Genomic DNA, 21577 nt, shown 5'->3' with positions numbered 1-21577 from the left:
ACGGGCGCCGCGGAGCGCCAAAATGGCGGGAACACGCGCCGTTCGCCAGAGCCCGCGCCCGCCTTAGCGTTCGCTTAATTCGGCTCTGACACGGTGGCTCAACAATAAGGGGGCGTTCCGTCCCGTCAGATCTGACGAGCGAGCGCAGAAGAAGTGGCCGTGTCGAATATCATCAGCGATTGTCTTGATGCGTTGCTGCATCCGTCGGCGCGGTACGATGCGCTGGCCAGCGCGCGGCATCGCGCCTTCATCGCGCCGCGGCTGCTCGGAAGCCTTGCGGCCTTCGCCGCGTTCCCGATCTATCTCGCGGTGCGCGGCGCGCCCGCCGCGCTCGAGGTTGCCGCCTTCGCCTGGCTGATCGCGCCGATCCTGCTGTCGTATTTCCTGTCGCGGACCGGTCGCTATGAAAGCGCGCATGTGCTGTCGTCGCTGGCGCTGGCGGGCCTGATCATGGTGGTGACGATCACCACCGGCGGCATCGAATCCTTCGCGGCGGTCTGGCTGGTGGTGGTGCCGCTGGAGGCCGCGCTGTCGGCATCGCGCCGTGTCGTGGCGTTCGCCTCGGCGCTGGCGCTGAGTTGCGCGATCGCGCTGATCGCGATCGGTCATTTCGACATGCTGCCGCCGTCGATGGCGAACGCCGGCTCTAACGTCGTGCTGATGGCGTTCGGTGTCACCTCGGCCACGTTGTACGCGGCGGGGCTTGCTTTCGGCGCGGAATCGTTGGCCCGTATCAGCGTCGCGCTGCTCTATGACGAGGAAGACCGCTATCGGCTGTTGGCGCGCAACATGAGCGACGTGATTTCCCGGCATAGCCGCAACGGCGCGGTGCAGTTCATTTCGCCCGCGGTGGAAACGCTGCTCGGCACCACTGCATCGCGGCTGAGCGGGCATGGCCTATTCGACCGCGTCCACGTGGCCGACCGGCCGGCGTTTCTGACGGCGCTGTCGGACGCTGGGCGTGGCGAAGCCCGCAGCGTGGAATTCCGGGTGCGGCGCGATCTGCCGCGTGACGAGCGCGGCCGCAGCGCGGCGGTCGATTTCATCTGGCTGGAAATGCGTTGCCGGCCGCTGGAAACGGCGAACGGAAAAACCGCCGCGGACGAGACCGAAGTGGTGGCGGTGATGCGCGACGTCACCGACCGCAAGAATCAGGAACAGGCGCTGGAGCTTGCGCGTGCCGAGGCCGGGCGCGCCGACGCCGCCAAGAGCCGTTTCCTCGCCACGATGAGCCACGAATTGCGCACTCCGCTGAACGCTATCATCGGTTTTTCCGAAATGATCGTACAGGAAGACGCGCTCATGATTGGCGCCGCGCGCCGCAAGGAGTACGCGCAGCTGATCAACGATTCCGGTCAGCATCTGTTGAGTGTGGTGAACGGCATTCTCGACATGTCGAAGATGGAGTCCGGCAATTTCGAGATCACGCCCGAGCCGTTTGCGCCGCGCCCGGCGCTGCTGAACTGCTGCAATCTGCTGGCGCTGAAAGCGCGCGACAACGACATCGACCTGGTAACCCGTGCGCCGGAAGACCTGCCGCAGATCCACGGCGATCCGCGCGCGTTCCGGCAGATCGTGCTGAATCTGGTATCCAACGCGATCAAGTTCAGCGAGCGCGGCGGCACCGTCACGGTATCGGCCGCGGTCGACGGCCAGCGGCTGACGCTGCGCGTTAGCGACACCGGCGTCGGCATTTCCGAGGACGATCTGAAGCGGCTCGGCGATCCGTTCTTCCAGGCCGGCAAGACCTATCAGCGCCGCCACGAAGGCACCGGGCTCGGCCTGTCGATCGTGAAGAGCCTGGTTGGCTTGCATGGCGGTGAGATCAACGTGCAAAGTCGGATCGACCAGGGAACCACCGTGACCGTGACATTGCCGCTGGCATCGCCGCAGCAGGGGCCGAACAATATCGCGACGCTCAATCCGCCGTCGCCACCAGCGGGCCAGTCTCAAGATTATCAGGTGAAGAAGAGTGCGTAAGATCAAGAGTAAGAACGACAGCGACGGATCGCGCCGCCGCGGCGCGCTTGCGATCGCGGATGGCGACGAACGCGGCCTAGTGCTGCGGCTGCTGCTGCACAGCCCGAAGGATCTGGCCGCAGCGATGTTCGCATCGGCTGCCGTGATTGCCATCGTCTCCAACGCGATGTTCATGCAGGCCGGTCGTCATCCGTCGCCGATGTTCGGGACCACCGTATCGTTGTCGTCCGCGCCGGAGACGGCCAGCCCGTTGCCGCGACCGCGTCCGATCGATGCGCTGGCGCGGCCTGAGCGGCTCGAGATGCGGGTCGCCGAGCCGAAAGCCGCCGACCTCCGCAGCGTCGAGATCCACCCGGCGGAGCCGCGGAAGAGCGATCCGCTCGCCAATCTGGTCCGAACAACGGCTCCTCCGGCTGCGCCGGTTCCCCTGGCTCCCCCGGTTGCGCCTGCAGCAGCGGCGAACCATGTCCCGCGCCCGCCGGCGCCAATCCCGTCGGCGGCGCGCGATTCGCTCGGCGAGATGATCGTATCGTCGCGCCGGGTGGCTTCGGTTCAACGCGCGCTGACCGAATACGGCTACGGCCAGCTGAAACCGACCGGGACGGTCGGCTCCGATACCCAGGCGGCAATTCAGCGGTTCGAACGCGCGCGCAAGATTCCGGTGACCGGGCAGATGTCCGACCGGCTGGTGCGCGAACTCATCGCGATGACCGGCCGTCCGATCGACTAGCGCGGGTCCCGTGGCTGGCCTAACGTCGATCCCATGAGATTGAAAAGCAGCATTTGGGTGGCGGCCTATCTGCGCCGTTGCCAGACCGAGGGCATTTTCGGCGCGGTGCGCCGGCGCGGCGCCGAAGAGGCGGGCGCGGTGTTCGTCAAACTCGCGCTGCTCGACGGCACTGCCATGCTGTACATGCCGGCGCCGCAAACCGCCTATGACGACAGTCGTCCGTTCGAACGGGTGTTCACGCCGTCATCCGCGACGCCGGTCGCCGAGCAGGCAATCGAGGAGCGGCTCGCCAAGGAGATCCGGTTCGATCCGGATGTCTGGATTGTCGAGATCGAGGACAAGGCCGGCCGGCACTTTCTCGATCTGGCGAAGCACTAGCTTCCGGAATCCCGGTCGGTGCCGGTGCGTGGCAGCACGCTGGCTCCCGGCTGCACCGCCGGGCGGCTCTGCGGCTGCGCCGCGCGCGCGCGCTGGCGTTCGTCGTCATATAGCGCGGCGCGATATTTGGCCCGCGTCGTCGCCACCGTGGCGCCGCGCCATGCCGCCACCATGATCAGCGCGGAGCGCTCGCTCAGATTGTCGTACAGCCGCGACAGCCGATAGACCCGGTTGACCGACCCGCCGAGCGCGGGATCGAGGAACATCAGCACGCGCTCGAACAGCTCGCCCGACATGCCCAGCGCCATCGCGGCGCAGGCCAGCGGCTCGCCGCCGGGATCGTTCACCACCCGCTCGGCGACCTTCGCCGGCAGGATCAGCGCGTCGCCCAATTCGCGGATGAAATTCTCGCCGTCGGCTGCGAAGGCGGCCATCTGCAGCGTCTCGATCGCGCGTTCGGCGCGCGGCTGATAGATCCGCGCCGCCGGCTTCAGCGGCGTGTCGGCGAGGTTGTGCAGGATCAGCGCGCGCTCGCTGGCGTTGGCGGCGAAGAACATCTCGTTGATCTGCGATGCGTCGTCGGGCTGCATCGACAGGTTCGACGATCGCAATTGGGCTTCAGTCGGCGGTCGCGCCGTGGGCACGGACGGTTCAGCCGGCTCGATCCGTTCGGCCTGCGGGACGCGCTGACCCGGCGCCGCGGTTCGCAGCGACAATCTTTGCGCGATCGCGGTCGGGGTGTTCGGATAGATCGAAAGCCTGGCGCGGACTGCCGCGCGCGTCGCATCGTCGACCTGATCGATCAGTCGCGACGTCAGTTCGACGAATTGCTGCTCTTCGTCGATGCTGTGGACGTTGCTCTGGACATAGAGATCGGTCAGCACCCGCAGCAGCGTCGGACGAATATCGACGCCCTCGCGACGCGAGAGCGTCATCAAGCCGTCGAAACCGGGAAACATTGGCGGTGCGGTCATATCGGCGATACGCGACTGAGGAATTGTCGCTTGGAATCTATCGCGGTCGATTTAACAGGCCGTTAAGGCAAACGTTTGGTTAATGCCCGCGGCGCGCGCCGCGGGCATCGTGGCGGGAATTAGTTGGCGCCGCCGCTGACGGTGCGGACCACGCTGGCGATCGGCCGGGCGTCGCTGCTGCGAACCGGCTGGGTCGCGGCGACGATCGCGGAATCATATTCCGGCAGCGTGGTGACATTGTCCTTGGCGGTGATGAACACCACCTTGTAGCCGCCGGCCTTGAGCTGCAACAGCAGCTCCGGCAGCGCCAGCGCCGTGGAGTGCTGGAAGTCGTGCATCAGGATGATGCCCTTGCCGGCCTTTTTCAGCTTCGCCATGGTCGAGGCGATCAACTGATCGGGCTTGTGTATTCGGAAATCCTCGGAGTCGATATCGATCGAAAACGTCGCGATGTTGCGTTCTGCCAAATAGGCTTTGAGTTCCGGGGTCTGCCGCAGCTGCGGGAAGCGGAAGAACGGGGCGGTAGGCCGGCCGGCCGCCATCACGACTCCGCTGACGCCCTTTTCGATTTCGGCTTTGGCCTCGGCCAGCGGCTTGATCGCGAGATTGAGATGCGACCAGGTGTGCGAGCCGATAGTGTGGCCTTGGGCCACCACCTGCTTCAGGATCTGCGGGTGCCACGAGGCGTGCTTGCCGATCGGAAAGAACACTGCCTTGACGCATTGCTGGGCAAGCGCGGCGAGCACGGCCGGCGTATTGACCGGCCACGGACCGTCGTCGAAGGTGAGGGCGACTTCGCCCGGCTGCAGGAAGTCATAGTCCCTGTATTGCGACATGCCGAGGCCGGGGCCGCCTTTGCTGTCGATCTCCACCGTGCGGGAGATGCCGAGCGCATCGGGATTGGCGCAGGCGGGCGGGGCGGGCCGGATCGGCGCCGGCGTTGCGGCGACCGGCTGAATGCTCGGCGCAGGCGCGGCGGCGGCGCTGGCCTCCGGCACTCCCGGCCATCGGGCCGCGATCGTTCCGGTCGTCAACTCGGGCGCGGCGGTGGCACGGGACGCCTCGCTCGCACCGGGCCTGCTGTTGAAATAGGAGCGACCGGCTCCCAACCCGATCAGGACCGCCAGCACGCTGCAGCCCGCAGCCAGAACCACACCTCTACGCATTACCAACTCCTGAACACGACCATCGCAATTGAAGCGACGTTCGACGGAATTGGTTAAGTCCAGGTTCGCGTGGGTAACCTAACTGTGCGATTTGCCGCGTTTGCGCGCCGCGCTGTCGAGCCGCGGCTTCGTCCTGCCGTGAACGCGGCTGTGCCTGGCTGGCTTGCTGCGCACCGTGGCCGATGGGGCGGCTTCGGAAGGCTGAACGCTGGCGAAGGATTGCCGCAGATGATCGAGGCTCTCGGTGAGGCCACCGACCTGCTCGGACAAGCGCTTCGATTCCAGTCGCTGCTCGGCGAGAAGCTGCCGGATGCCCTGCAGCTGATCCTGAACCACCTGTAACTGGTCGATTGACTGCAGTTGCGACGCTTCCAGGTCCTTGGTCTTCTCGACGATCTGCTCGGAAACCTGCGCGACGCGGGCCTGCATCATCCGGCCTTGGGTGACTCGCTCCTGCTCGGGTACGGTGCCGGTGGCGCTGCGCCAGGCAACAATGCCGCCGATGCCGAGGACGATGACGATCAGCGCCGCGGTCGCGACGGCGATCGGCTGCCCGCTGATTCGCCCGATCGATCTGACTTGTGTGTGGTCCATGGGGAACTCCAACATGGTAACCAAAACCCTAACGCCGGCCAAAGTTCCCCGCAAGCACAAGGCTTCGTCAAGTCCTGGTCGAGTCTTCATCAGTTTTCGCCAGGTTACTGTCCGCGCCGCGAAAAGCCCATGACTATGCCGGATTTGAACCGCGTAGCAGGCGGAACCAGATGCGCGCCATTAACAGGCCATTAACCATGCCTGTACTTAATGAAGCTGCGCCGGCCGGATCGTGGCCAACGGCGCGGAGAGAATCGACATGGGCACCATCATTGAATTTCCGGCGGATGCGGCTTCGCGACGCCCGGGGTCAACCATGGTCGCGCCGCGCGAGGGCGGGGGGACAATCGTGATACTCCCCGTGGTCCGGATCGAACGTCATGCCGAATCCAACGGCGACGGCGGCCCGGAACAGGGAGACGCGCCGCGCCGCGGCCGCCGCCGCCGGGCCCGTTCCTGATATCGGATCCGATGCAATGCCCGCGACCAATCATTCGGTCTCGATCAAAGCCGATCGCGGGCCTTTCCTATTGCCGGCGACGACGCTGCTTCTGACGGCGATCCTTGGCGGTTGCAGCGGCGGCGATTTCGGCCGCACCCGCCAGGACTTCGTCAATGACGACATGCATCGATGGATCGGCGCCGAGGCGACCGGCAGTATCGGCATGCGCGCGTCGCAATTTCAGCTCACCGAAGCCGAACGAAGCCTGCGCGATCTCGCCTATCCGCTGATCGAGCCGCCGCACTCGCGGCCGGCCTGGAAGACCGTGTTCGGCGACTACCAGTCGATCGCCGCACCGTGGCGGCAGGCGCCGGCGTTCGATCGCGCCGCTTACGGAAAGCTGCTGATCGACGAACCGCACCGTTCGCATAGCTCGCGTTACGCCGTGCTGATGGACGACGTGCGCAGCGATCTCACCCGATTCGATCCATTCTACGCCAACGCGGCGCGGGTGATCGAACTCGACAACAAGCGCAACGCCAGCCTGAAATTCGTTTCCGAACTGTCACCACGCGAACGCGACGACGCGGTCGCGCGTATGCAGGAGAATGCGCTGATCGTGCAGTGGGTCGAGCAGTGCCTGCAACGGCGGGTCGCCTCGTATCGCTGGGCGTTGCAGCGGATGGTGATTCAGGCGCCGGACAATATCGCGGCCGACGCCGACCGGCTGATCGCCGAGCTCGAAGCGCGCGCCAACAGTGCCACCATCGCCGTGCAGTCCGGGCGCGGCCACGCGGTCAGTGCTCGCGGCTAGGCCGCGTCGCTCGCGGCGATCAGCGCTTCGCCGGTGGTTCGGTCTGGACCTGGCAGCTCGAAGCAGCGATCGCGGCGCGGGCCTGCGGCATCAGTCCGGGCTCCGACGCCAGCGCCTTCAACACGATCAGGCCGGTGGTGCTGGGGGAATCGATGATCAGTCGGTCCGCCGCCGTGACGTCTTCGTCTTCCGGCAATTCGCCGTGCTGGGCGGCGGTCATCAGGTCGAGCTCGATCACCTTGCGGCCCGCCGAGCGATCGTTGATGGCGTAGTAGGCGATTTCGCTGCGGGTATAGAACGACACCGAAGTATAGGCCTGGCTCACCGGCACGGAGAGCTTGATCGGACCGCCCGACAGGTCGTAGCGGCAGATTGCGATGGCGAAAGCCGGATCGAGGAACGGCATCGGCGCGTTGCTAGGGTCGACCTGCGGCAATGCCGTCACCGCATTGAGCTTGGTCAGCGGCGTCAGCCGCGAATAGGCATCCTGGGTCGCGATCCGCGGCAGCGCCAGCACGCTGACGAGATGCACGACTCCGCCCAGCACGATTCCAGCGACGATGGCGAATAGCAGCCGGATCATGGGCAGCCCACCGTAGTGATCGACGGCATCGGCGCTTCGCGCTGGCTGCGCGTCGCGACCCCGACCGGCGTATCGTAGAGTCGAAGCGTCAGGATGTAGCGGTCGATTCCGCCGGTCGGCAGCCAGTTGCCGGATCGCGACCGCGCCGCCACCCGCAGTTCAAACGCGCCGTCAGAGCCCCGAACGATTTCCTGACTGGTGAAACCATAGCGCTGCAGCGAATTGGCCACCAGGTAGCCCTTAGGATCGTACAGCGTCAGCGTCCAGAACCGCGCCGCGGGCGTCACGCCGCTGACGACGACATCGCATCTGCCATCGAGCGGACGGTTGTTGTCGTCCATCGTCGCGGTGAACGCCACGCCGTCGCCGGTACCGACCGGCAATTCACCGCTGCGGGCGATCGAAGCGCGCGCATAGGGGTCGATGTCGGCGGTGCCGTTTTGCGGTCGCGCGGTCCAGGCGCCGATCTTCAGGGTGCCGAGATCGGTTCCGCGCGTCGCCGTCATCCAGGTCGCGCCGACACCGATGCCGGCGGCGATCATCAGCGCCAACAGAGTGAAGAAGATCAGGCGCACGTTCGAACCGTTCTCATGCTCACCACAAGACTCAATTCTTGCGCGGCGAAGCTGCGGCCGGATTGCCGGGAGTGGCGGCAGCAAAACTGTCCGGGAAAGCGACCGGATTGGACGACACCGGCTTGACTGGTTCGGTCGCGGGAATCTTCTCCAGCGCCTTGCTCGCCTCGTCGAACAGTTTCTCCACGCGCACCAGGATGTCGGCGCCGCGCTTGGTGAGGATTGGCGGCGGGCCTGGCTTGGTGTCGGGGGCATTGGCCGCCTGTCGGCCGGCGGCGGCCTCCGCCGGCAGCTTGGTTCCGGCGCCGATGCCCGGAATTTCCTTGATCTCGACGCCTTGATGCGCGGCGACCATGATGTCGTGCCAGGTTTGCGCCGGCAGCGAGCCGCCAGTCATGCGGTTAGTCGGCGAGTAGTCGTCGTTGCCGTACCACACCGCGCAGGTGAAGTTACCGGTGTAGCCGACGAACCAGGCGTCGCGGTACGCATTCGTGGTGCCGGTCTTGCCGGCGGTCGGAATGCCGTCGAGCGCGGCGCGGCGCGCGGTGCCTTCGGAGACGACGTGGCTCATCATGCCGGCCATGTCGGCGGCGACCGATGCCGGGATCGCCTGTAGTGGCTTCTTGCCGTCGCGGTCGAACCGCCACACCAGGTCGCCGGCGCCGGTGCGGACTTCCAGCACCGCATGCGGCGTCACCGACTTGCCCTTGTTCGGGAAGGTGACGTAGGCCACGGCATGTTCGAGCACGGTGACTTCGTCGGCGCCGATCGGCAGCGACGGCGTATCCGGCAGCGGCGCCTTGATGCCGAAGCGACGCGCGACTTCGACGATCTTGGCGCGGCCGGCTTTGGCGGGATTGGGGCTGCCCTTGCCGAGGGCAATCGAGATCTTCACCGGCACGACGTTGATCGAGCGGGTGATCGCCTGGGTCAGCGTCACGTTGCCGGAATAGGAGTGGCCGTAGTTCTGCGGGCACCAGTTGCCGATGCAGACCGGGCCGTCGACGATGATCGATGTCGGCTTGAAGCCGTTGAGCAGCGCGGTGGTGTAGACATAGGGTTTGAACGACGAGCCGGGCTGCCGATAGGCGTCGACCGCGCGGTTGAACTGGCTGGCGCCGTAGTCGCGTCCGCCAACCATGGCGCGCACGCCGCCGTCAAGATCCGACACCACGGTCGCGGCTTGGGTCGCGTGATAGTCGCGGCCGAACTGGCGCAGCTGGTTTTCGATCGCGGATTCGGCGGCGCGCTGCACGTTCATGTCGATCGCGGTGCGTACCACGAACACCCGCTCGACATAGGATTTCGGAAACGTATCGACCAGCTTGCGCATCTCGTCGAACGCCCAGTCGAGATAGTAGTTCGGCGAATTTTCGTCGCGACGGTCGACCGCGTTGGCGGGATTGCGCCGCGCGCCGAACACCTGGCCCTCGGTCATGAAGCCGGCTTCGACCAGATTGTCGAGCACCTGGTTGGCGCGGGCGCGCGCCGCGGGCAGGTTGATGTGCGGCGCGTATTTGGTCGGCGCCTTGAACAGCCCGGCCAGCATCGCGGCCTCGGACAAGTTCACATCGCGCACCGACTTGTTGAAGTAGAAATGCGCCGCGCCGTCGACGCCGAAGGTGCCACCGCCCATATAGGCGCGATCGAGATACAGCTTCAGGATCTCGTTCTTGGTCAGTCGGGTCTCGAGCCACACAGCGAGGAAGGCCTCGTTGACCTTGCGCTCGATGGTGCGCTCGTTGGACAGAAACAGGTTCTTCGCCAATTGCTGGGTGATCGAGGAGCCGCCCTGGCGCACGCCGCCGGCCTGCGCGTTGGTGACCAGCGCGCGCGCGGTGCCGGCGAAATCGATGCCGAAATGATCGTAGAAGCGGCGGTCCTCGGTGGCGAGCGTTGCCTTGATCAGGCTGTCGGGAAATTCCTCCAGCGGAATCGAATCATTGTGCTTGATGCCGCGGTTGCCGATCGGGTTGCCGTAGCGATCGAGGAACGTCACCGCGAGGTCGGACTTCTTCAGCCAGTCGTCGTCGGCGGTTTCGCGAAACGCCGGCACCGCGAGCGCCAGCATCAGGATCAACCCGCACAGACCGATGGTGGCGGCTTCCGACAACGGCTCGATGAAGACCCAGCGTTTCCAGCGGCCGACATAGAACCGATCCATGAAGGTGGAGAAGCGCTCGTACAGTTCGCGCACGCCGACCGCGGAAGAGAACAGCGTGGAATCGATACGCGCGTCGAGATCCAGCAGCCAGTGCCGGATTTTCGTCGTCCATTCGCTTGGCACGAGCTTGCGCACCGGGGCCCTTGATCAATTTGCAGCGTTCGGGAACCGAAGCGGCGCCGATGGAACGTCTTGCGGCAGTGTTGCGGCAAACCCAAGGCGCCGATCGCCCCCGTGGGGAATCTGTCACCTTCTAGCCGAGCGCGACCGATAAACCAATGGTCGGAAAGGGATTTTGATGACCACAGTGAACGTCGGCACGGCCCCTGGCGCCGCCGCTGCTGCTAACCGCTTGCGCCGTCGGCATTCCTGCCCCTAGAAGGGCTTCCTCCCGCGATCCGGACGGCCTCGACAGCATGACAGCAAGCCCCAAACGCCCCTCGGATCAGGACGAATTCTTCTGGAAAACCAAAACATTGGAGCAGATGTCCAAGTCCGAATGGGAGAGCCTGTGCGACGGCTGCGCGCGCTGCTGCCTGGAGAAGCTCGAGGACGAGGACAGCGGCCGGATCTATTTCACCCATGTGTCGTGCCGACTGCTCGATGCCGGACTCTGCGCCTGCAAGGATTATCCGAATCGCTCCAAGAAGGTTCCGGACTGCGTGCGGCTGACGCCGGCCAATGTCCGCACCCTGAACTGGCTGCCGCCGAGCTGTGGCTACAAGCTGGTGGCCGAGGGGCGCGATCTGTATTGGTGGCACCCGCTGATCTCCGGCAATCCCAAAACCGTGCACGAAGCCGGCGTGTCGGTGCGCGGCCGGGTGCAGGGCAGCGAGAACGATATTCCGGACCATGAGCTGGAAGACCACATCGTATCGTGGCCGGCGCTGCTGCCCAAGCGTGCCAAGCTGAAGAAACGGCCGGCGTAACCGGCGGCGATCGGGCGATTGTCCGGCGCCAACTGGAAGTTTCCCGAGGTGCAGCCGGGGAAATAGGGATACTCATCTCCGGACCGGCTCCTCCGTCCCCGAGGTCCGATGATCCGGACCGCAGATCATTGACGATCACGTCTCGGTTATCTGTCCAGAACCTTTCCGGGGTCTGACGAGACCTACGAGTCATCGCGGAACAATGCCGAATGATGATTTCGCGCTGACAGGATGGTTGGTGATGTGGGGACGCGATGGATAGCAGCTTGAAAATGCACTTCGATGAGATCGATCGTCCGCCGACAATGCGGTGCAAGCGCTGCCGGCTGGTTGCGGATGCCGCCTCATGGCGCGGGCATGGAGTGAACGCATGACCACCCTCGTGTCCGGGGGCCCGCGGATCTCGGTGCGCACGGGCGAATCCGGTTTCTATTTCTATATGTCGCTGTGCTGCGCCGCGGTCGCCTTCATCGGCTTCGCTCCGACCTACTGGCTACCGATGGCAACGAAGACCCTGAACGTGAATCCGGTAGTTCACCTGCATGGAGCGCTGTTCTTCGCGTGGTCGCTGTTCCTGGTGTTTCAAACCTGGCTGGCGTCATCGGGGCGGATCGCCAGGCATCGTGCGGTCGGCATGATCGGCGTGTCGTTTGCGACGGCGATGACGATCTTCGGCACGCTGGTTGCGATCAACGCGATGAAGGCGGCCGCTGCGATCGGGATGCGGAGCGAAGGAATCGCCTTCGCCATCGTGCCGCTGAGCGGCATCGCCTTCTTCGCCGTGGCGTTTACGCTCGCCGTGGCCAATGTGCGCCGCCCGGAGATTCACAAGCGGCTGATGATGCTGGCGGCGATCTCGATCCTGGATGCCGCGATCGCGCGCTGGTTCATGACCTTTCTGGCACCGCCTGGCGCAGTCGGCCCGCCCCCGGTTGCGGTCGCCATTCCGCCGGCGATCGTTGCGTATCTGCTGGTCGTCGTGGCGATGATCTACGACTGGCGCAGTCGAGGCCGTCCGCACGCGGTCTACCTGATCGGCGGAACGGCGCTGCTGCTGGTCAAGCTGCTCAGTCTGCCAATCAGCAGTTCGCAAGCTTGGCACGATGTCGCCGGTGGCATCTTGAATCTCGCGCAATAGCCGACGCGGAGCACCTTCGCTGAGCCGCTGGCGGACCTTCTCATAGGCTTGCGATTTGCCTGCTGAAACCCAGTCGCCATAGTTCCGGGGCGCGGAACCGCCGCGTCAGGCCTTGAGCGCGCTACTGGCCCGGCTTGCCGGCGGTGACGCGCGCCGGCGTCGTTTCCGGCGGAGGGGCCGCTGATAAGGCCCGTCCGACTTCCCTCAGCAGGGTGCACGCTTGTCTGGCGCAATGCGCGACCAGCCATCGCTCGAAATCCGCTGGCGCCATGGCCGGGGCATAGAGGAATCCCTGGACGACGTCGCACCCGAGTTGCATCAGTAACCGGCGCTGGTCTTCGGTTTCGACACCTTCGGCCACCACGATCATCTTCAGGCTCTGGCCGACACGGACCACGGCAGTGATGATAGCCTGAGCGCTGTCGTCAACCTCGATTCTGTTCATGAGGCTGCGGTCAATCTTGAGCTCGCCGATTGGCAAATGTGCCAGCCGGCTGAGGCTCGAATAACCGGTGCCGAAATCATCCAGCGACAGGCCGACGCCGAGCTTGCGGATCGCATCCATGGTCTGGATCGCGGCCGAATTCTCGTCCAGGATCACGCCTTCGGTGATCTCGAGCATCAGCGCTTCGGGCGGCAGGCCGCTGTCCCGGAGCACGTCGGCCACCACCGTCGCGAGCTTCGCGTTGTGGAAATTCAGCGGCGACAGATTCACCGACACGCAGGGCACGTCCACCCCCGCATTACGCCACAGCGCGATCTGCCGGCACGCCTCACGCATCGACCAGACGCCGATCTGTTCGATCAGCCCGCATTCTTCGGCGAGCGGAATGAACTTCGACGGCGAGACTTCACCGAGCACCGGATCATGCCAGCGTGCCAGCGCCTCGACGCCGTACAGAGCGCCTCCGTCGGTGCTGATCTGGGGCTGGTAGTGCAGCTTCAAATGGCCTTGCGCGACGGCGTTGCGCAGCGCCGTGACGTAGGCCAACCGTTGCTCGGCCATCACGTTCATATCGACGCTGAACACGCGGTGGGTGGATCGGCCGGCCTGCTTGGCCTTGTACATCGCGGCGTCGGCAAATTTCATCAGTGAGTTGATATCCGTCGCATTGTCCGGATAGACGCTGATCCCCATGCTGGCCGAGACCTGTACCGTGTGGCCGCCAAGACGCATCGGGACCGCCAGCACGTCGGTGATGCGGCGGGCGATCGTCGCGGCGCCCTCGGCATCGCAGTCCGACAGCATCAGGATGAATTCGTCGCCGCCCAAACGGCTGAGGAAATCCCCCGACCGGGTCTGGCCCATCAGGCGTTGGGTGACGCCGACCAGCAATTCGTCGCCGACCGAGTGTCCGAGTGTGTCGTTGACATCCTTGAAATGATCCAGGTCGATGAACATCAAGGCGATGTGCTGGTCGGCCGGGCAATCCCTGATCGCCTGCTCGGTTAGTTCGAGCAGGCGCGCGCGGTTGGGCAATCCGGTCAGCATGTCGTGGTAGGCGAGCCGCGCGATCTGGTTGCGGGATTCCTCGCGCTCGATGGCCAGTGCGCCGAGATGAACGCAGGCGTCGACGATTTTCTGATGCCAGCGGCCGGGCGCGCGCGATTCCCTGAAATAGAACGCGAAAGTCCCGATCACGCGGCCGTCCTTCGCCTTGATCGGCGACGACCAGCAGGCCCGCAGGCCGCCTGCGAGAGGCATCTCATTATAGGGCAGCCACCGCGGATCGGTTGCGATGTCCCGCGCCAGGACGGGGACGCCGAGGGCGGCGGCCGCCCCGCAGGAGCCCACCTCGGGACCGATCGCAACGCCGTCGAGCGCCTCGCCATAGCCGGCGGGAAGATTCGGGCCGGCGAGAGGACGTATCAAGCCGGCCGCAGTGATCTGCAGCACCGACGACACCACGTCGGGCGCGATGATCTCCACCCTGCGACACAGCAGGTCGAAGACGTCGCGGATCGGCATTTCGAGGGCGAGTGCCTCGAGCACGTCGCGCTGCAGCGAATGCAGCTGCCGGCTCTCGGTGATATCGGTGAGCAGCATCACAATGTTCTTGAGCTTGCCCTTGTCGTCCGTCACCGCGCTGATCGCGGCCGATATCCAGACCGCATTGCCGGTCTTGGTATAGGCCAGGATCTCGTCTTCCACATCATTGCCAAGCTCGATCTGGCGGCGCAGCCGCTCGAGCGTCGCCTGGTCGGTGTATTTGCCGGCGAGCAGTTCACTCGGCAATGCTCCGATCGTCTCCGATGCAGAGTATCCGAACATCCGGAAGAACGCGTCATTGGCATAAGCGATCCGCCGATCATGGTCGGTCACGAGCACCATGCGCGTGGTCTTGGACGAGACCAATGAGTGCAGCGCCAGCGCTTCTCGGCTCCTCACCTCGGCGGTGACGTCGCGAACGAACCCCATGTAGGTGATTTCGTTGCCGAGCGCGACGCGCGACATCGACAGCGCTCCCCAGATCTCGCTGCCGTCCTTGCGGGTGATCTTTACTTCACGGCTGGTCCCGACGATGCGATTGACGCCGGTCGTGCGGTTCGCCTCGATGTATCCATTGTGATGCGCCTGAATCTGCGCTGGCACGAGACAGTTGACATTGCGGCCAAGGATCTCGTCGCGGGGATATCCCCACATCAGCTCCGCGGCGGCATTGAAATGGGTGATGTTGTTATTGCAGTCGATGATGACGATCGCATCGATCGCCTGATCGAGCGCGGCCAGAAGGAATTCCGGTGCCTCTTCAGGATTTTGAAGATCGGGATGCATCGATTGACCAGCACTCATGCTTGCAACCCGCGAACCCGGACAAGAACGAGCACGATTGGCTGGCGACGAAAAACGAAAAGCCGGCGAGTCTTATGATCGAGGTGGTAGAATTGTAGGGCGATTCCGTTAAGAATCCAATAAATTGCTGAACTGCCGGCCTCGCTTTGCGAACGGATGGCGCCTGCCTGTTGCGGCGGGCCGATACGTCCGGGGAGGCTTCTCGCTCCCGTACCAATACGCCTCGGAGTCTCACGCAATAGCGGTGTGACGACGAATCGGAGAGAGAGGGTGAAGCCGCGACGCCCGCGTCGCGGCTGCCCTGCTTGGGGCGTTTCCTCCCTTGACTTGGCCCGGGCCGCTGAAGCGACCGGGCCGTTTTCTTGTCGGGACGTTTTCCGGGCCTGACCGGAGCTGCGCTGGAAAGATTGCGGACCGATATCGCCATCGCAAGTGCCGCGCCGGCTGCGAGCTGCCCAATCCTGAGCTCCGCGGGACCCTCCCATGCGCTGTGGCGGCTGTCTTGCAAATCATTCGCAGGCTAATGTCCTCGCGACCCCGACGCGGTGCAGCCATTCCGGTTTCGCGTCGTCTTTCAACAAGAGCGATTTTCCCCGCCGCATGAGCATGTCCGAACGCCACGGCCGCGAGCCCGACGAAACCGTTTTGTCCGACGAGGCCGCCGCCGAATTGACGCGGATCGCCACCGAGGTGATCGACATCGGCGAGGCACCGCCGCTGGCGCCGTCCTCGCCGCTGACCAAGGCCGAAGTTCGCGGCATCCTGATCAGCCTGCTCCTGGCGATGTTTCTGTCGGCGCTGGACCAGACCATCGTCGCCACCGCGCTGCCGACGATCGGCCGGCAGTTCAACGACGTCTCCAACCTGTCCTGGGTGATCACCGCGTATCTGTTGGCCTCGACCGCGGTGGCGCCGGTGTTCGGCACGCTCAGCGACATCTATGGCCGCCGCGCCACCATCGTCACCGCGATGAGCCTGTTCATCGCCGGTTCGTTGCTGTGCGCGGTGGCGCCGAACATGATGGTGCTGATCGTCGCGCGCGGCCTGCAAGGACTCGGCGGCGGCGGCATTCTGCCGATCGTGCAGACCGTGATCTCCGACGTGGTGAGCCCGCGCGAGCGCGGCCAGTACCAGGCCTATTTTTCCGGCGTCTGGGTCGCCGCCGGAATCGGCGGACCGATCCTCGGCGGCGTGTTCGCCGAACATCTGCACTGGTCGATGATCTTCTGGATCAACCTGCCGCTCGGGATCGGCGCGCTGGCGCTGCTGCTGCCGAAGATGGCGAAGATTCCGGTGTTTCATCGCCGCCGCAAGGTCGACTGGTCGGGCGGCGTGCTGCTGATGGCCTCGGCGCTGGCGGTGATGCTGGTGCTGACCTGGGGCGGCAACCGCTTTGCGTGGGCATCGCCGACCATCGTGGCGCTGACCGGCGCCGCATTGCTGCTGGCGCTGAGCTTCATCTGGCACGCACTGCGGACGCCCGAGCCGTTCCTGCCGCTGCAACTGATGGCGGGATCGGTGGTGCCCTGGGCGATGGCGGCCGGCGGTTTTGCGATGGGGGCGATGATCGCGCTCACCGTGCACATGCCGCTGTACTACGAGGTGGTGTATCATCTCAGCGCCAGCGAATCCGGGCTGGCGCTGATCCCGATCGCCGCGGTCTCGGTCGGCGGCGCCGCCATTGCCGGCCGCGCCATGACCCACATGATTCACTACAAGCGCGTCGCGATTCTCGGCACCGGCTTTGCCGCGCTGATGGCCTGCGCGCTGGCGGCGGTGGCGCCGATGCCGCTGTGGTTGCTGCTCGTACTATTGTCGCTGTTCTCGCTCGGGCTCGGCACCGCGTTTCCGGTCTCCACCGTGTCGGTGCAGAACGCGGTGGCGCGGGCACAGGTCGGCACCGCCACCGGCGCGATGAATTTCTTTCGGGCGCTGCTGGCCTCGTTCACGGTGGCGGCATTCACCGCGATCCTGCTGACGGCGCTCGGCGGCAATGTCCCGCTCGCCGGCGAACATCGCCAGACCGGTGCGCAGGTCGCCGCGATCCCGGCCGCCGACCTGATCGCGGCGTTTCGCTACGTGTTCGCGGCCGCCGCCGCGATGCTGGCGGCGGCGGCGATATGCGTGGTGACGATGGAAGAACGGCCTCTGGCCGGACCCAAGCTGCCGGCGGAGCTGGCGGAGTAGGGCGGTCTGCCGTCGCCCGGCATCCCCGCGCTATCAATGTGCGGCGACTTGATCTAAAGGGCGGCATCCAGGGCCCGAGTTGGCGTCGACCGCCCCCCAAAGACAGGAAAGTCCATGAGTAAGCCCACCGTTGAGCAAACCAAAATGGGAACCGAAGCGGTCGCATTCTGCATCGCCCGCACCCTGATCGAGCGCGATCCGTCGCTGAAGGCGCCGATGCGCGCCAATCTGCGCAAGATGTGGGAGCTGCTGGAAGCCCGCGACGACCACGGCGCCGCCGACATCGTCGATACCCTGATCAAGGCGCTGAACGATCCGGCTTTCTTCAAGCCGTAACCACAACGTGCTAATACTGCCACGCGGAAATTGAGTAGGCTGGCCACCAACAGCCAAAACGGGCGCGGGTCGAGGCAGATGGCAATATCCGAGGGCTCGGCCAAAACGGCCAGAAAACCGCGCCGTGGGCAGCGTGCCTTGCTGACGCTGGTGGTGCTGCTGGGCGTGGTCCTGGCGCTCGCTGCGACCGCCGGAGCGGTCTGGTATGCACTGCAGCCGGTGACGCTGCGGATCGCGGTCGGGCCGCCAGGCAGCGACGATCAACGGCTGATCCAGGCGCTGGCGCAGGGCTTCGCGCGCGAGCGCAGCTCGGTCCGGCTGGCGCCGATCCAGACCGCCGGCGCGACCGAGAGCATCGCGCTGCTGGCCGCGGACAAGACCGACCTCGCGGTCGGCCGCGGCGATCTGGAGATGCCCGCCGCCGCGCAATCGGTCGCAATCCTGCGCAAGAACGTCGCGGTGCTGTGGGCGCCCGCGTCGTTGCCGAAGGGCGCCAAGAAGTCTGGCGCCGCGGTGAAGTCCATCGACGGGCTCGCCGGCCATCGCATCGGCGTGATCGGCCGCACCAAGGCCAATGTCACCCTGCTCAACGTCGTTCTGACCGAGTCGGGGGTTGCGCCGGACAAGGTCACCATCGTGCAGTTCGGCACCGACCAGATCGCCGACATGGCGCGCGATCCGAGCCTCGATGCGTTCCTGGCGATCGGTCCGCTGGACAGCAAGATCACCACCGAGGCGATCGCCGCGACGGTGCGCAGCCGGGGCGAACTGAAATTCCTTCCGATCGACGTCTCGGAATTGATTGCCAAGAAGCATCCGCTCTATGAGTCCGAGGAAATTCCCGGCAGCACGTTCAGCGCGGCGCCGGCGAGGCCGGAAGACAAGGTCGAGACCGTCAGCGTCAATCATCTGATCGTGGCGCAGAAGTCGCTGTCCGAGGTCACGGTGGCCGATTTCACCCGGCAATTGTTCGCGGCGCGGCAGTCGCTGGCGCACGAAGCGCCCGGAATCACCAAGGTCCAGGCGCCGGACACCGACAAGGACGCCGCATTGCCGGCGCATCGCGGCGCCGCGGCCTTCATCGACGGCACCGAACGCACCTTCCTGGAGCGGTACAGCGACTACATCTGGGGCGCGGTGCTGCTGCTGTCCGGCGTCGGCTCGGTCGGCGCCTGGTTTCGCAGCTATCTGAAGCGCGACGAGACCAGCAAGAGCACGCAGATGCGGGATCAGGCGCTGGCGCTGGTGTCGCAGGCGCGCCAGGCCGCCTCGGTGGACCAACTCGACCGGATGCAGCTGGAGGTCGACGGCATTCTGCGCGAGACGCTGGAATATTACGACGACGGCGCGATCGAGGATCTCTCGGCCTTCAGCCTGGTGCTCGAGCAGTTTCAGCAGGCGATCGCCGACCGAAAGGCGACGCTCGGCAACATGGACACAGAAGCCGACGCAGACGCGCCGCAGGCGCGGACGTCGGCGACCTTGATCGATCTTCCCGGCCGCTGATCGGGTGACATCACAAGCGCCCGCGGGTCGTGGGTGCGGCCTCGCGCCCGGACAACCGCTTACTCGTTCGAAGCAGGCTACGCCGGCGACCGGATGCCGTCGGCTTCGAGCAGCGTCGTGGCCGCTTGCCTGGCGGCGCGCGCCATCGCCGGGTCGCGTCGGACCAGCCCCGCGGCGATCGCGCTGAGCGGTTTAGCGGATTGTCATGCGCGCCGGTCAACCATCCGTCAACCATTCGGCTTTAGCTTTGCGGCAGCTTCGAAGCGGAAGAAACCGCGAGCCATCAACAGGAGTGTGCGGTGCGACGCCTGGTTTCCAGATTTTTCGCCGATGATTCCGGCGCGACCTCGATCGAATACGCGCTGATCGCGGTCGGCCTCAGCATCGTCATCGTCGGCGCGGTGACCAATATCGGCACAGCCGTCAACGGCAAATACGCCGCCGTCAATTCTTCGATCAAGTAAGCGCGGCGCCTTGCCATGCGCGATCGACGCCCTGCAGCCGAACCGCCGCCGCTCGGTTAATCCACGGTAACGACTGTGTTCAAATGCGAGCGAATTCGCGACCGGGATCTTAGAATCCGAGCGCTACTACTTGCCCCCGATAGATCAATCACCGTGCGGGGGCACAATGGAGCTGACTCAAGTCGAACCGGCGATCAAGCCGGATACGCTGACCGTTCACGACATCCTGGCGTCGCTGGCGCTGACCGCGGTCGGACTGTTGCTGACGCCGGTGGTGGGATTTTTCGTGCTGCTGGTCGACTAGGGCGATCTGTTCAATCACCGAACTGACTGTGATCCCGTAACGGACCGGCGGCGCAATGACGGCGTCCGGTCGGGGCGAGCGCGGTTATTTGGTGATATGCGCGGTCACCAGCGCCTGGTTGAACATCGCGTTCAGCGCGGCGGTGATGTCGGCCGGCGTGTTGGCGGTGAAGAAGAAGTTCGGTGACGCGCAGGCCTTCAGCGTCGGCGGGATGTTTGGGATGATCGCGTTGACGGCAAAGTCCTCGTTGTTGGCGAAGCTGGTCGGGTTCTGGATCGGCTGATAGGGAATATACAGCACCGCGATGATGACGCCGCGGTTCTTGATCGTCGTGCACGGCGAGGTGTCGATCACGGTGGCGTTGTTGTTGCCGGACCAGTCGCCGTTCCACTGGGTCTGGTTGTTCTGCGCGCCGTCGGTGACCAGGAAGACGTACGGCAGGGTGTTGTTCCAGCTGCCGCCGGTGCCGACGCTGGTGATCAGGCCGTTCATGGTCGGGAATGCGTTCTCGAAATGGGTGCCGCCGGAGCCGAGCGTCGAATTGGCGCCGGTGTCGAGCAACGTCGCCAGATTGGCCGCGGCGTAGTTGATTGTCGAGGAGTTGGTGGACGAGCCGGAAATGCTGCTGGTCAGCGGGAAATACGCGTAGAGATTCTGGATGAACGGGTACAGCCCGATCCGGAACTGGTTGGCCACCTTCGCGGTGCTGTTGGCGGTCAGCAGCAATTGCTGCACGGCGTAGCCGACCGCGTCGGCGCGCAGCTGGATGCAGGCGCTGGTGCCATCGGTCGAACAGGCCGTCACCGGCGTATTGTTGGAATGCCCGGCGGTGCGCGACAGCGCATAGCCGGTGCAGTAATTGTTGGTGCTGTATTTCTGCGTGGAGTCGTCGCAGGCGCCCTGCCTTGTGAAGTGGCAGGCGAAGGTGCAGCCATTGGGATACAGCGTGAAGTTGTCCGGGTTGATCGCGGCCAGCCGGGTCTGCTCGGCGTTGGTCGAGGGCAGTCCCATCGAGCCGGAGACATCGAGCATCAGATAGAAGTCGAGATACAGCGGCAGCGACGAGGCCGAGCTCGAACTGCCGCCGACCGTCAGGGTTTGGAAGCCGATCACCTTGAGGAAGGTCACCGGCACCTGGGCGCTGAACACCACCTTGGCCGCCAGATCGGAGCCGGTCTTGGTCACCGTCGCCGAGGACGTCAGGTTGGTGTAGCCGGTTTCGCCGCTCATGTTGCCGTTGAACACGTTCAGCGCGTCGGTAACGCCGGCGGCAACCGAGCCGTTGCCGGTCATCGCGGTGGCCGCAAGGAATCCCGGGGATTTCGCCGCCAGCGCCGCCACGCTGGCGGCGTCCGCCGCGGCCTGCAGCTTGGCACGCACCCTTGTTGCGGTGGAATAGTCGACCGCGCAGCCGATCGCAGTCAGAAGCGGAAGCAGCGCGATGGCAAAGATCACGGCGACGTTGCCGCGCTTGTTGCGGCGGAAATCGGCGGCAACTCGCATCAGTCGGATCATCGAG

At 65.1% G+C, this 21577-nt stretch carries 20 protein-coding genes; 12 read left to right on the top strand and 8 right to left on the bottom strand.

All coding sequences use genetic code 11. The annotated features are described in order from the left end of the window. Nucleotides 1-153: 153 nt before the first annotated feature. The 3 genes from HXX15_RS13390 to HXX15_RS13380 are packed head-to-tail and all read left to right on the top strand — an operon-like array spanning nucleotide 154 to nucleotide 3088. Entirely contained in the window at nucleotides 154-1980 is a 1827-nt protein-coding gene (locus tag HXX15_RS13390) for an ATP-binding protein (protein WP_296516554.1), read from the top strand. Continuing rightward, nucleotides 1973-2710, top strand: coding sequence for a peptidoglycan-binding domain-containing protein (locus HXX15_RS13385; protein WP_296516553.1), 738 nt, complete (start codon nucleotides 1973-1975; stop codon nucleotides 2708-2710). Before HXX15_RS13390 ends, HXX15_RS13385 begins: the two co-directional genes overlap by 8 nt. Nucleotides 2711-2743: 33 nt before the next feature. Beyond that, nucleotides 2744-3088 carry a DUF1491 family protein gene (locus tag HXX15_RS13380; protein ID WP_296516552.1) on the top strand — a complete coding sequence of 115 codons (345 nt, stop codon included), beginning with the start codon at nucleotides 2744-2746 and terminating at the stop codon, nucleotides 3086-3088. Here the strand turns inward: HXX15_RS13380 and HXX15_RS13375 are convergent. The 3 genes from HXX15_RS13375 to HXX15_RS13365 form a co-directional block, all read right to left on the bottom strand. Then, nucleotides 3085-4062 carry a DUF2336 domain-containing protein gene (locus tag HXX15_RS13375; protein ID WP_296516551.1) on the bottom strand — a complete coding sequence of 326 codons (978 nt, stop codon included), beginning with the start codon at nucleotides 4060-4062 and terminating at the stop codon, nucleotides 3085-3087. The two genes, HXX15_RS13380 and HXX15_RS13375, sit on opposite strands and share 4 nt — an antisense overlap. 119 nt (nucleotides 4063-4181) lie before the next feature. Further along, entirely contained in the window at nucleotides 4182-5228 is a 1047-nt protein-coding gene (locus HXX15_RS13370) for a polysaccharide deacetylase family protein (RefSeq protein WP_296516550.1), read from the bottom strand. Nucleotides 5229-5306: 78 nt separating this feature from the next. Then, nucleotides 5307-5822 carry a hypothetical protein gene (locus HXX15_RS13365; protein WP_296516549.1) on the bottom strand — a complete coding sequence of 172 codons (516 nt, stop codon included), beginning with the start codon at nucleotides 5820-5822 and terminating at the stop codon, nucleotides 5307-5309. A 259-nt stretch (nucleotides 5823-6081) separates the two neighbouring features. Here HXX15_RS13365 and HXX15_RS13360 point away from each other — a divergent pair, with 259 nt between their 5' ends. Both HXX15_RS13360 and HXX15_RS13355 read left to right on the top strand, forming a co-directional pair. Then, nucleotides 6082-6282 (top strand): hypothetical protein, encoded by a 201-nt coding sequence (locus HXX15_RS13360; RefSeq protein ID WP_296516548.1) that lies wholly within the window; start codon nucleotides 6082-6084, stop codon nucleotides 6280-6282. Between the two features lie 16 nt (nucleotides 6283-6298). After that, complete coding sequence (locus HXX15_RS13355; RefSeq protein WP_296516547.1) at nucleotides 6299-7078, top strand: hypothetical protein; 780 nt, start codon at nucleotides 6299-6301, stop codon at nucleotides 7076-7078. A 19-nt stretch (nucleotides 7079-7097) separates the two neighbouring features. Here the strand turns inward: HXX15_RS13355 and HXX15_RS13350 are convergent, their stop codons facing one another. The 3 genes from HXX15_RS13350 to HXX15_RS13340 are packed head-to-tail and all read right to left on the bottom strand — an operon-like array spanning nucleotide 7098 to nucleotide 10535. Then, entirely contained in the window at nucleotides 7098-7661 is a 564-nt protein-coding gene (locus HXX15_RS13350) for a DUF1254 domain-containing protein (protein ID WP_296516546.1), read from the bottom strand. Beyond that, nucleotides 7658-8236, bottom strand: coding sequence for a DUF1214 domain-containing protein (locus HXX15_RS13345; RefSeq protein ID WP_296516545.1), 579 nt, complete (start codon nucleotides 8234-8236; stop codon nucleotides 7658-7660). The genes HXX15_RS13350 and HXX15_RS13345 overlap by 4 nt, the downstream gene beginning before the upstream one ends. Nucleotides 8237-8267: 31 nt before the next feature. Beyond that, nucleotides 8268-10535, bottom strand: coding sequence for a transglycosylase domain-containing protein (locus tag HXX15_RS13340; protein WP_296516544.1), 2268 nt, complete (start codon nucleotides 10533-10535; stop codon nucleotides 8268-8270). Between the two features lie 281 nt (nucleotides 10536-10816). Between HXX15_RS13340 and HXX15_RS13335 the strand changes: the two genes are divergently transcribed. Beyond that, a complete protein-coding gene (locus tag HXX15_RS13335; RefSeq protein WP_296516543.1) occupies nucleotides 10817-11329 on the top strand; it encodes a YcgN family cysteine cluster protein in 513 nt (170 codons plus the stop codon). Between the two features lie 439 nt (nucleotides 11330-11768). After that, nucleotides 11769-12467 carry a hypothetical protein gene (locus tag HXX15_RS13330; RefSeq protein WP_366558592.1) on the top strand — a complete coding sequence of 233 codons (699 nt, stop codon included), beginning with the start codon at nucleotides 11769-11771 and terminating at the stop codon, nucleotides 12465-12467. Between the two features lie 121 nt (nucleotides 12468-12588). Here HXX15_RS13330 and HXX15_RS13325 read toward each other — a convergent pair whose 3' ends face one another. After that, nucleotides 12589-15261: an EAL domain-containing protein gene (locus HXX15_RS13325; RefSeq protein ID WP_296516541.1), complete on the bottom strand. Its 2673-nt coding sequence runs from the start codon at nucleotides 15259-15261 to the stop codon at nucleotides 12589-12591. A 600-nt stretch (nucleotides 15262-15861) separates the two neighbouring features. On the opposite strand from HXX15_RS13325, the gene HXX15_RS13320 reads away from it, so the two are divergent. From HXX15_RS13320 to HXX15_RS13300, 5 genes are all read left to right on the top strand, one after another. Continuing rightward, nucleotides 15862-17448 (top strand): MDR family MFS transporter, encoded by a 1587-nt coding sequence (locus tag HXX15_RS13320; protein ID WP_296516540.1) that lies wholly within the window; start codon nucleotides 15862-15864, stop codon nucleotides 17446-17448. A gap of 114 nt (nucleotides 17449-17562) precedes the next feature. Then, complete coding sequence (locus HXX15_RS13315) at nucleotides 17563-17784, top strand: hypothetical protein (RefSeq protein ID WP_296516539.1); 222 nt, start codon at nucleotides 17563-17565, stop codon at nucleotides 17782-17784. Nucleotides 17785-17862: 78 nt separating this feature from the next. Further along, the gene (locus HXX15_RS13310) at nucleotides 17863-19290 is read left to right on the top strand and encodes a TAXI family TRAP transporter solute-binding subunit (protein WP_296516538.1); all 1428 of its coding nucleotides are present in this window, start codon (nucleotides 17863-17865) and stop codon (nucleotides 19288-19290) included. Between the two features lie 299 nt (nucleotides 19291-19589). Then, the gene (locus HXX15_RS13305) at nucleotides 19590-19754 is read left to right on the top strand and encodes a Flp family type IVb pilin (RefSeq protein WP_296516537.1); all 165 of its coding nucleotides are present in this window, start codon (nucleotides 19590-19592) and stop codon (nucleotides 19752-19754) included. Nucleotides 19755-19920: 166 nt separating this feature from the next. Next, the gene (locus tag HXX15_RS13300) at nucleotides 19921-20058 is read left to right on the top strand and encodes a hypothetical protein (RefSeq protein WP_296516536.1); all 138 of its coding nucleotides are present in this window, start codon (nucleotides 19921-19923) and stop codon (nucleotides 20056-20058) included. 84 nt (nucleotides 20059-20142) lie between these two features. Here the strand turns inward: HXX15_RS13300 and HXX15_RS13295 are convergent, their stop codons facing one another. Beyond that, nucleotides 20143-21561 (bottom strand): pilus assembly protein TadG-related protein, encoded by a 1419-nt coding sequence (locus HXX15_RS13295; RefSeq protein ID WP_296516535.1) that lies wholly within the window; start codon nucleotides 21559-21561, stop codon nucleotides 20143-20145. Between the last annotated feature and the right edge of the window lie 16 nt (nucleotides 21562-21577).

Origin of the sequence: Rhodopseudomonas sp., assembly GCF_013377015.1 — a bacterium.
Classification (GTDB): domain Bacteria; phylum Pseudomonadota; class Alphaproteobacteria; order Rhizobiales; family Xanthobacteraceae; genus JARJEH01.
Note: the sequence above shows the minus strand (reverse complement) of the source record. Positions and strands in the feature narration are given on the sequence as shown.

Excerpts from the sequence above, each read along its gene's own strand:
- HXX15_RS13370 (WP_296516550.1), bottom strand. The coding sequence starts at position 5,228 with ATGCGTAGAGGTGTGGTTCTGGCTGCGGGCTGCAGCGTGCTGGCGGTC.
- HXX15_RS13335 (WP_296516543.1), top strand. The coding sequence starts at position 10,817 with ATGACAGCAAGCCCCAAACGCCCCTCGGATCAGGACGAATTCTTCTGG.
- HXX15_RS13295 (WP_296516535.1), bottom strand. The coding sequence starts at position 21,561 with ATGCGAGTTGCCGCCGATTTCCGCCGCAACAAGCGCGGCAACGTCGCC.
- HXX15_RS13310 (WP_296516538.1), top strand. The coding sequence starts at position 17,863 with ATGGCAATATCCGAGGGCTCGGCCAAAACGGCCAGAAAACCGCGCCGT.
- HXX15_RS13380 (WP_296516552.1), top strand. The coding sequence starts at position 2,744 with ATGAGATTGAAAAGCAGCATTTGGGTGGCGGCCTATCTGCGCCGTTGC.
- HXX15_RS13320 (WP_296516540.1), top strand. The coding sequence starts at position 15,862 with ATGAGCATGTCCGAACGCCACGGCCGCGAGCCCGACGAAACCGTTTTG.
- HXX15_RS13355 (WP_296516547.1), top strand. The coding sequence starts at position 6,299 with ATGCCCGCGACCAATCATTCGGTCTCGATCAAAGCCGATCGCGGGCCT.
- HXX15_RS13360 (WP_296516548.1), top strand. The coding sequence starts at position 6,082 with ATGGGCACCATCATTGAATTTCCGGCGGATGCGGCTTCGCGACGCCCG.
- HXX15_RS13315 (WP_296516539.1), top strand. The coding sequence starts at position 17,563 with ATGAGTAAGCCCACCGTTGAGCAAACCAAAATGGGAACCGAAGCGGTC.
- HXX15_RS13375 (WP_296516551.1), bottom strand. The coding sequence starts at position 4,062 with ATGACCGCACCGCCAATGTTTCCCGGTTTCGACGGCTTGATGACGCTC.
- HXX15_RS13325 (WP_296516541.1), bottom strand. The coding sequence starts at position 15,261 with ATGAGTGCTGGTCAATCGATGCATCCCGATCTTCAAAATCCTGAAGAG.
- HXX15_RS13330 (WP_366558592.1), top strand. The coding sequence starts at position 11,769 with ATGTCGCTGTGCTGCGCCGCGGTCGCCTTCATCGGCTTCGCTCCGACC.
- HXX15_RS13300 (WP_296516536.1), top strand. The coding sequence starts at position 19,921 with ATGGAGCTGACTCAAGTCGAACCGGCGATCAAGCCGGATACGCTGACC.
- HXX15_RS13365 (WP_296516549.1), bottom strand. The coding sequence starts at position 5,822 with ATGGACCACACACAAGTCAGATCGATCGGGCGAATCAGCGGGCAGCCG.
- HXX15_RS13350 (WP_296516546.1), bottom strand. The coding sequence starts at position 7,661 with ATGATCCGGCTGCTATTCGCCATCGTCGCTGGAATCGTGCTGGGCGGA.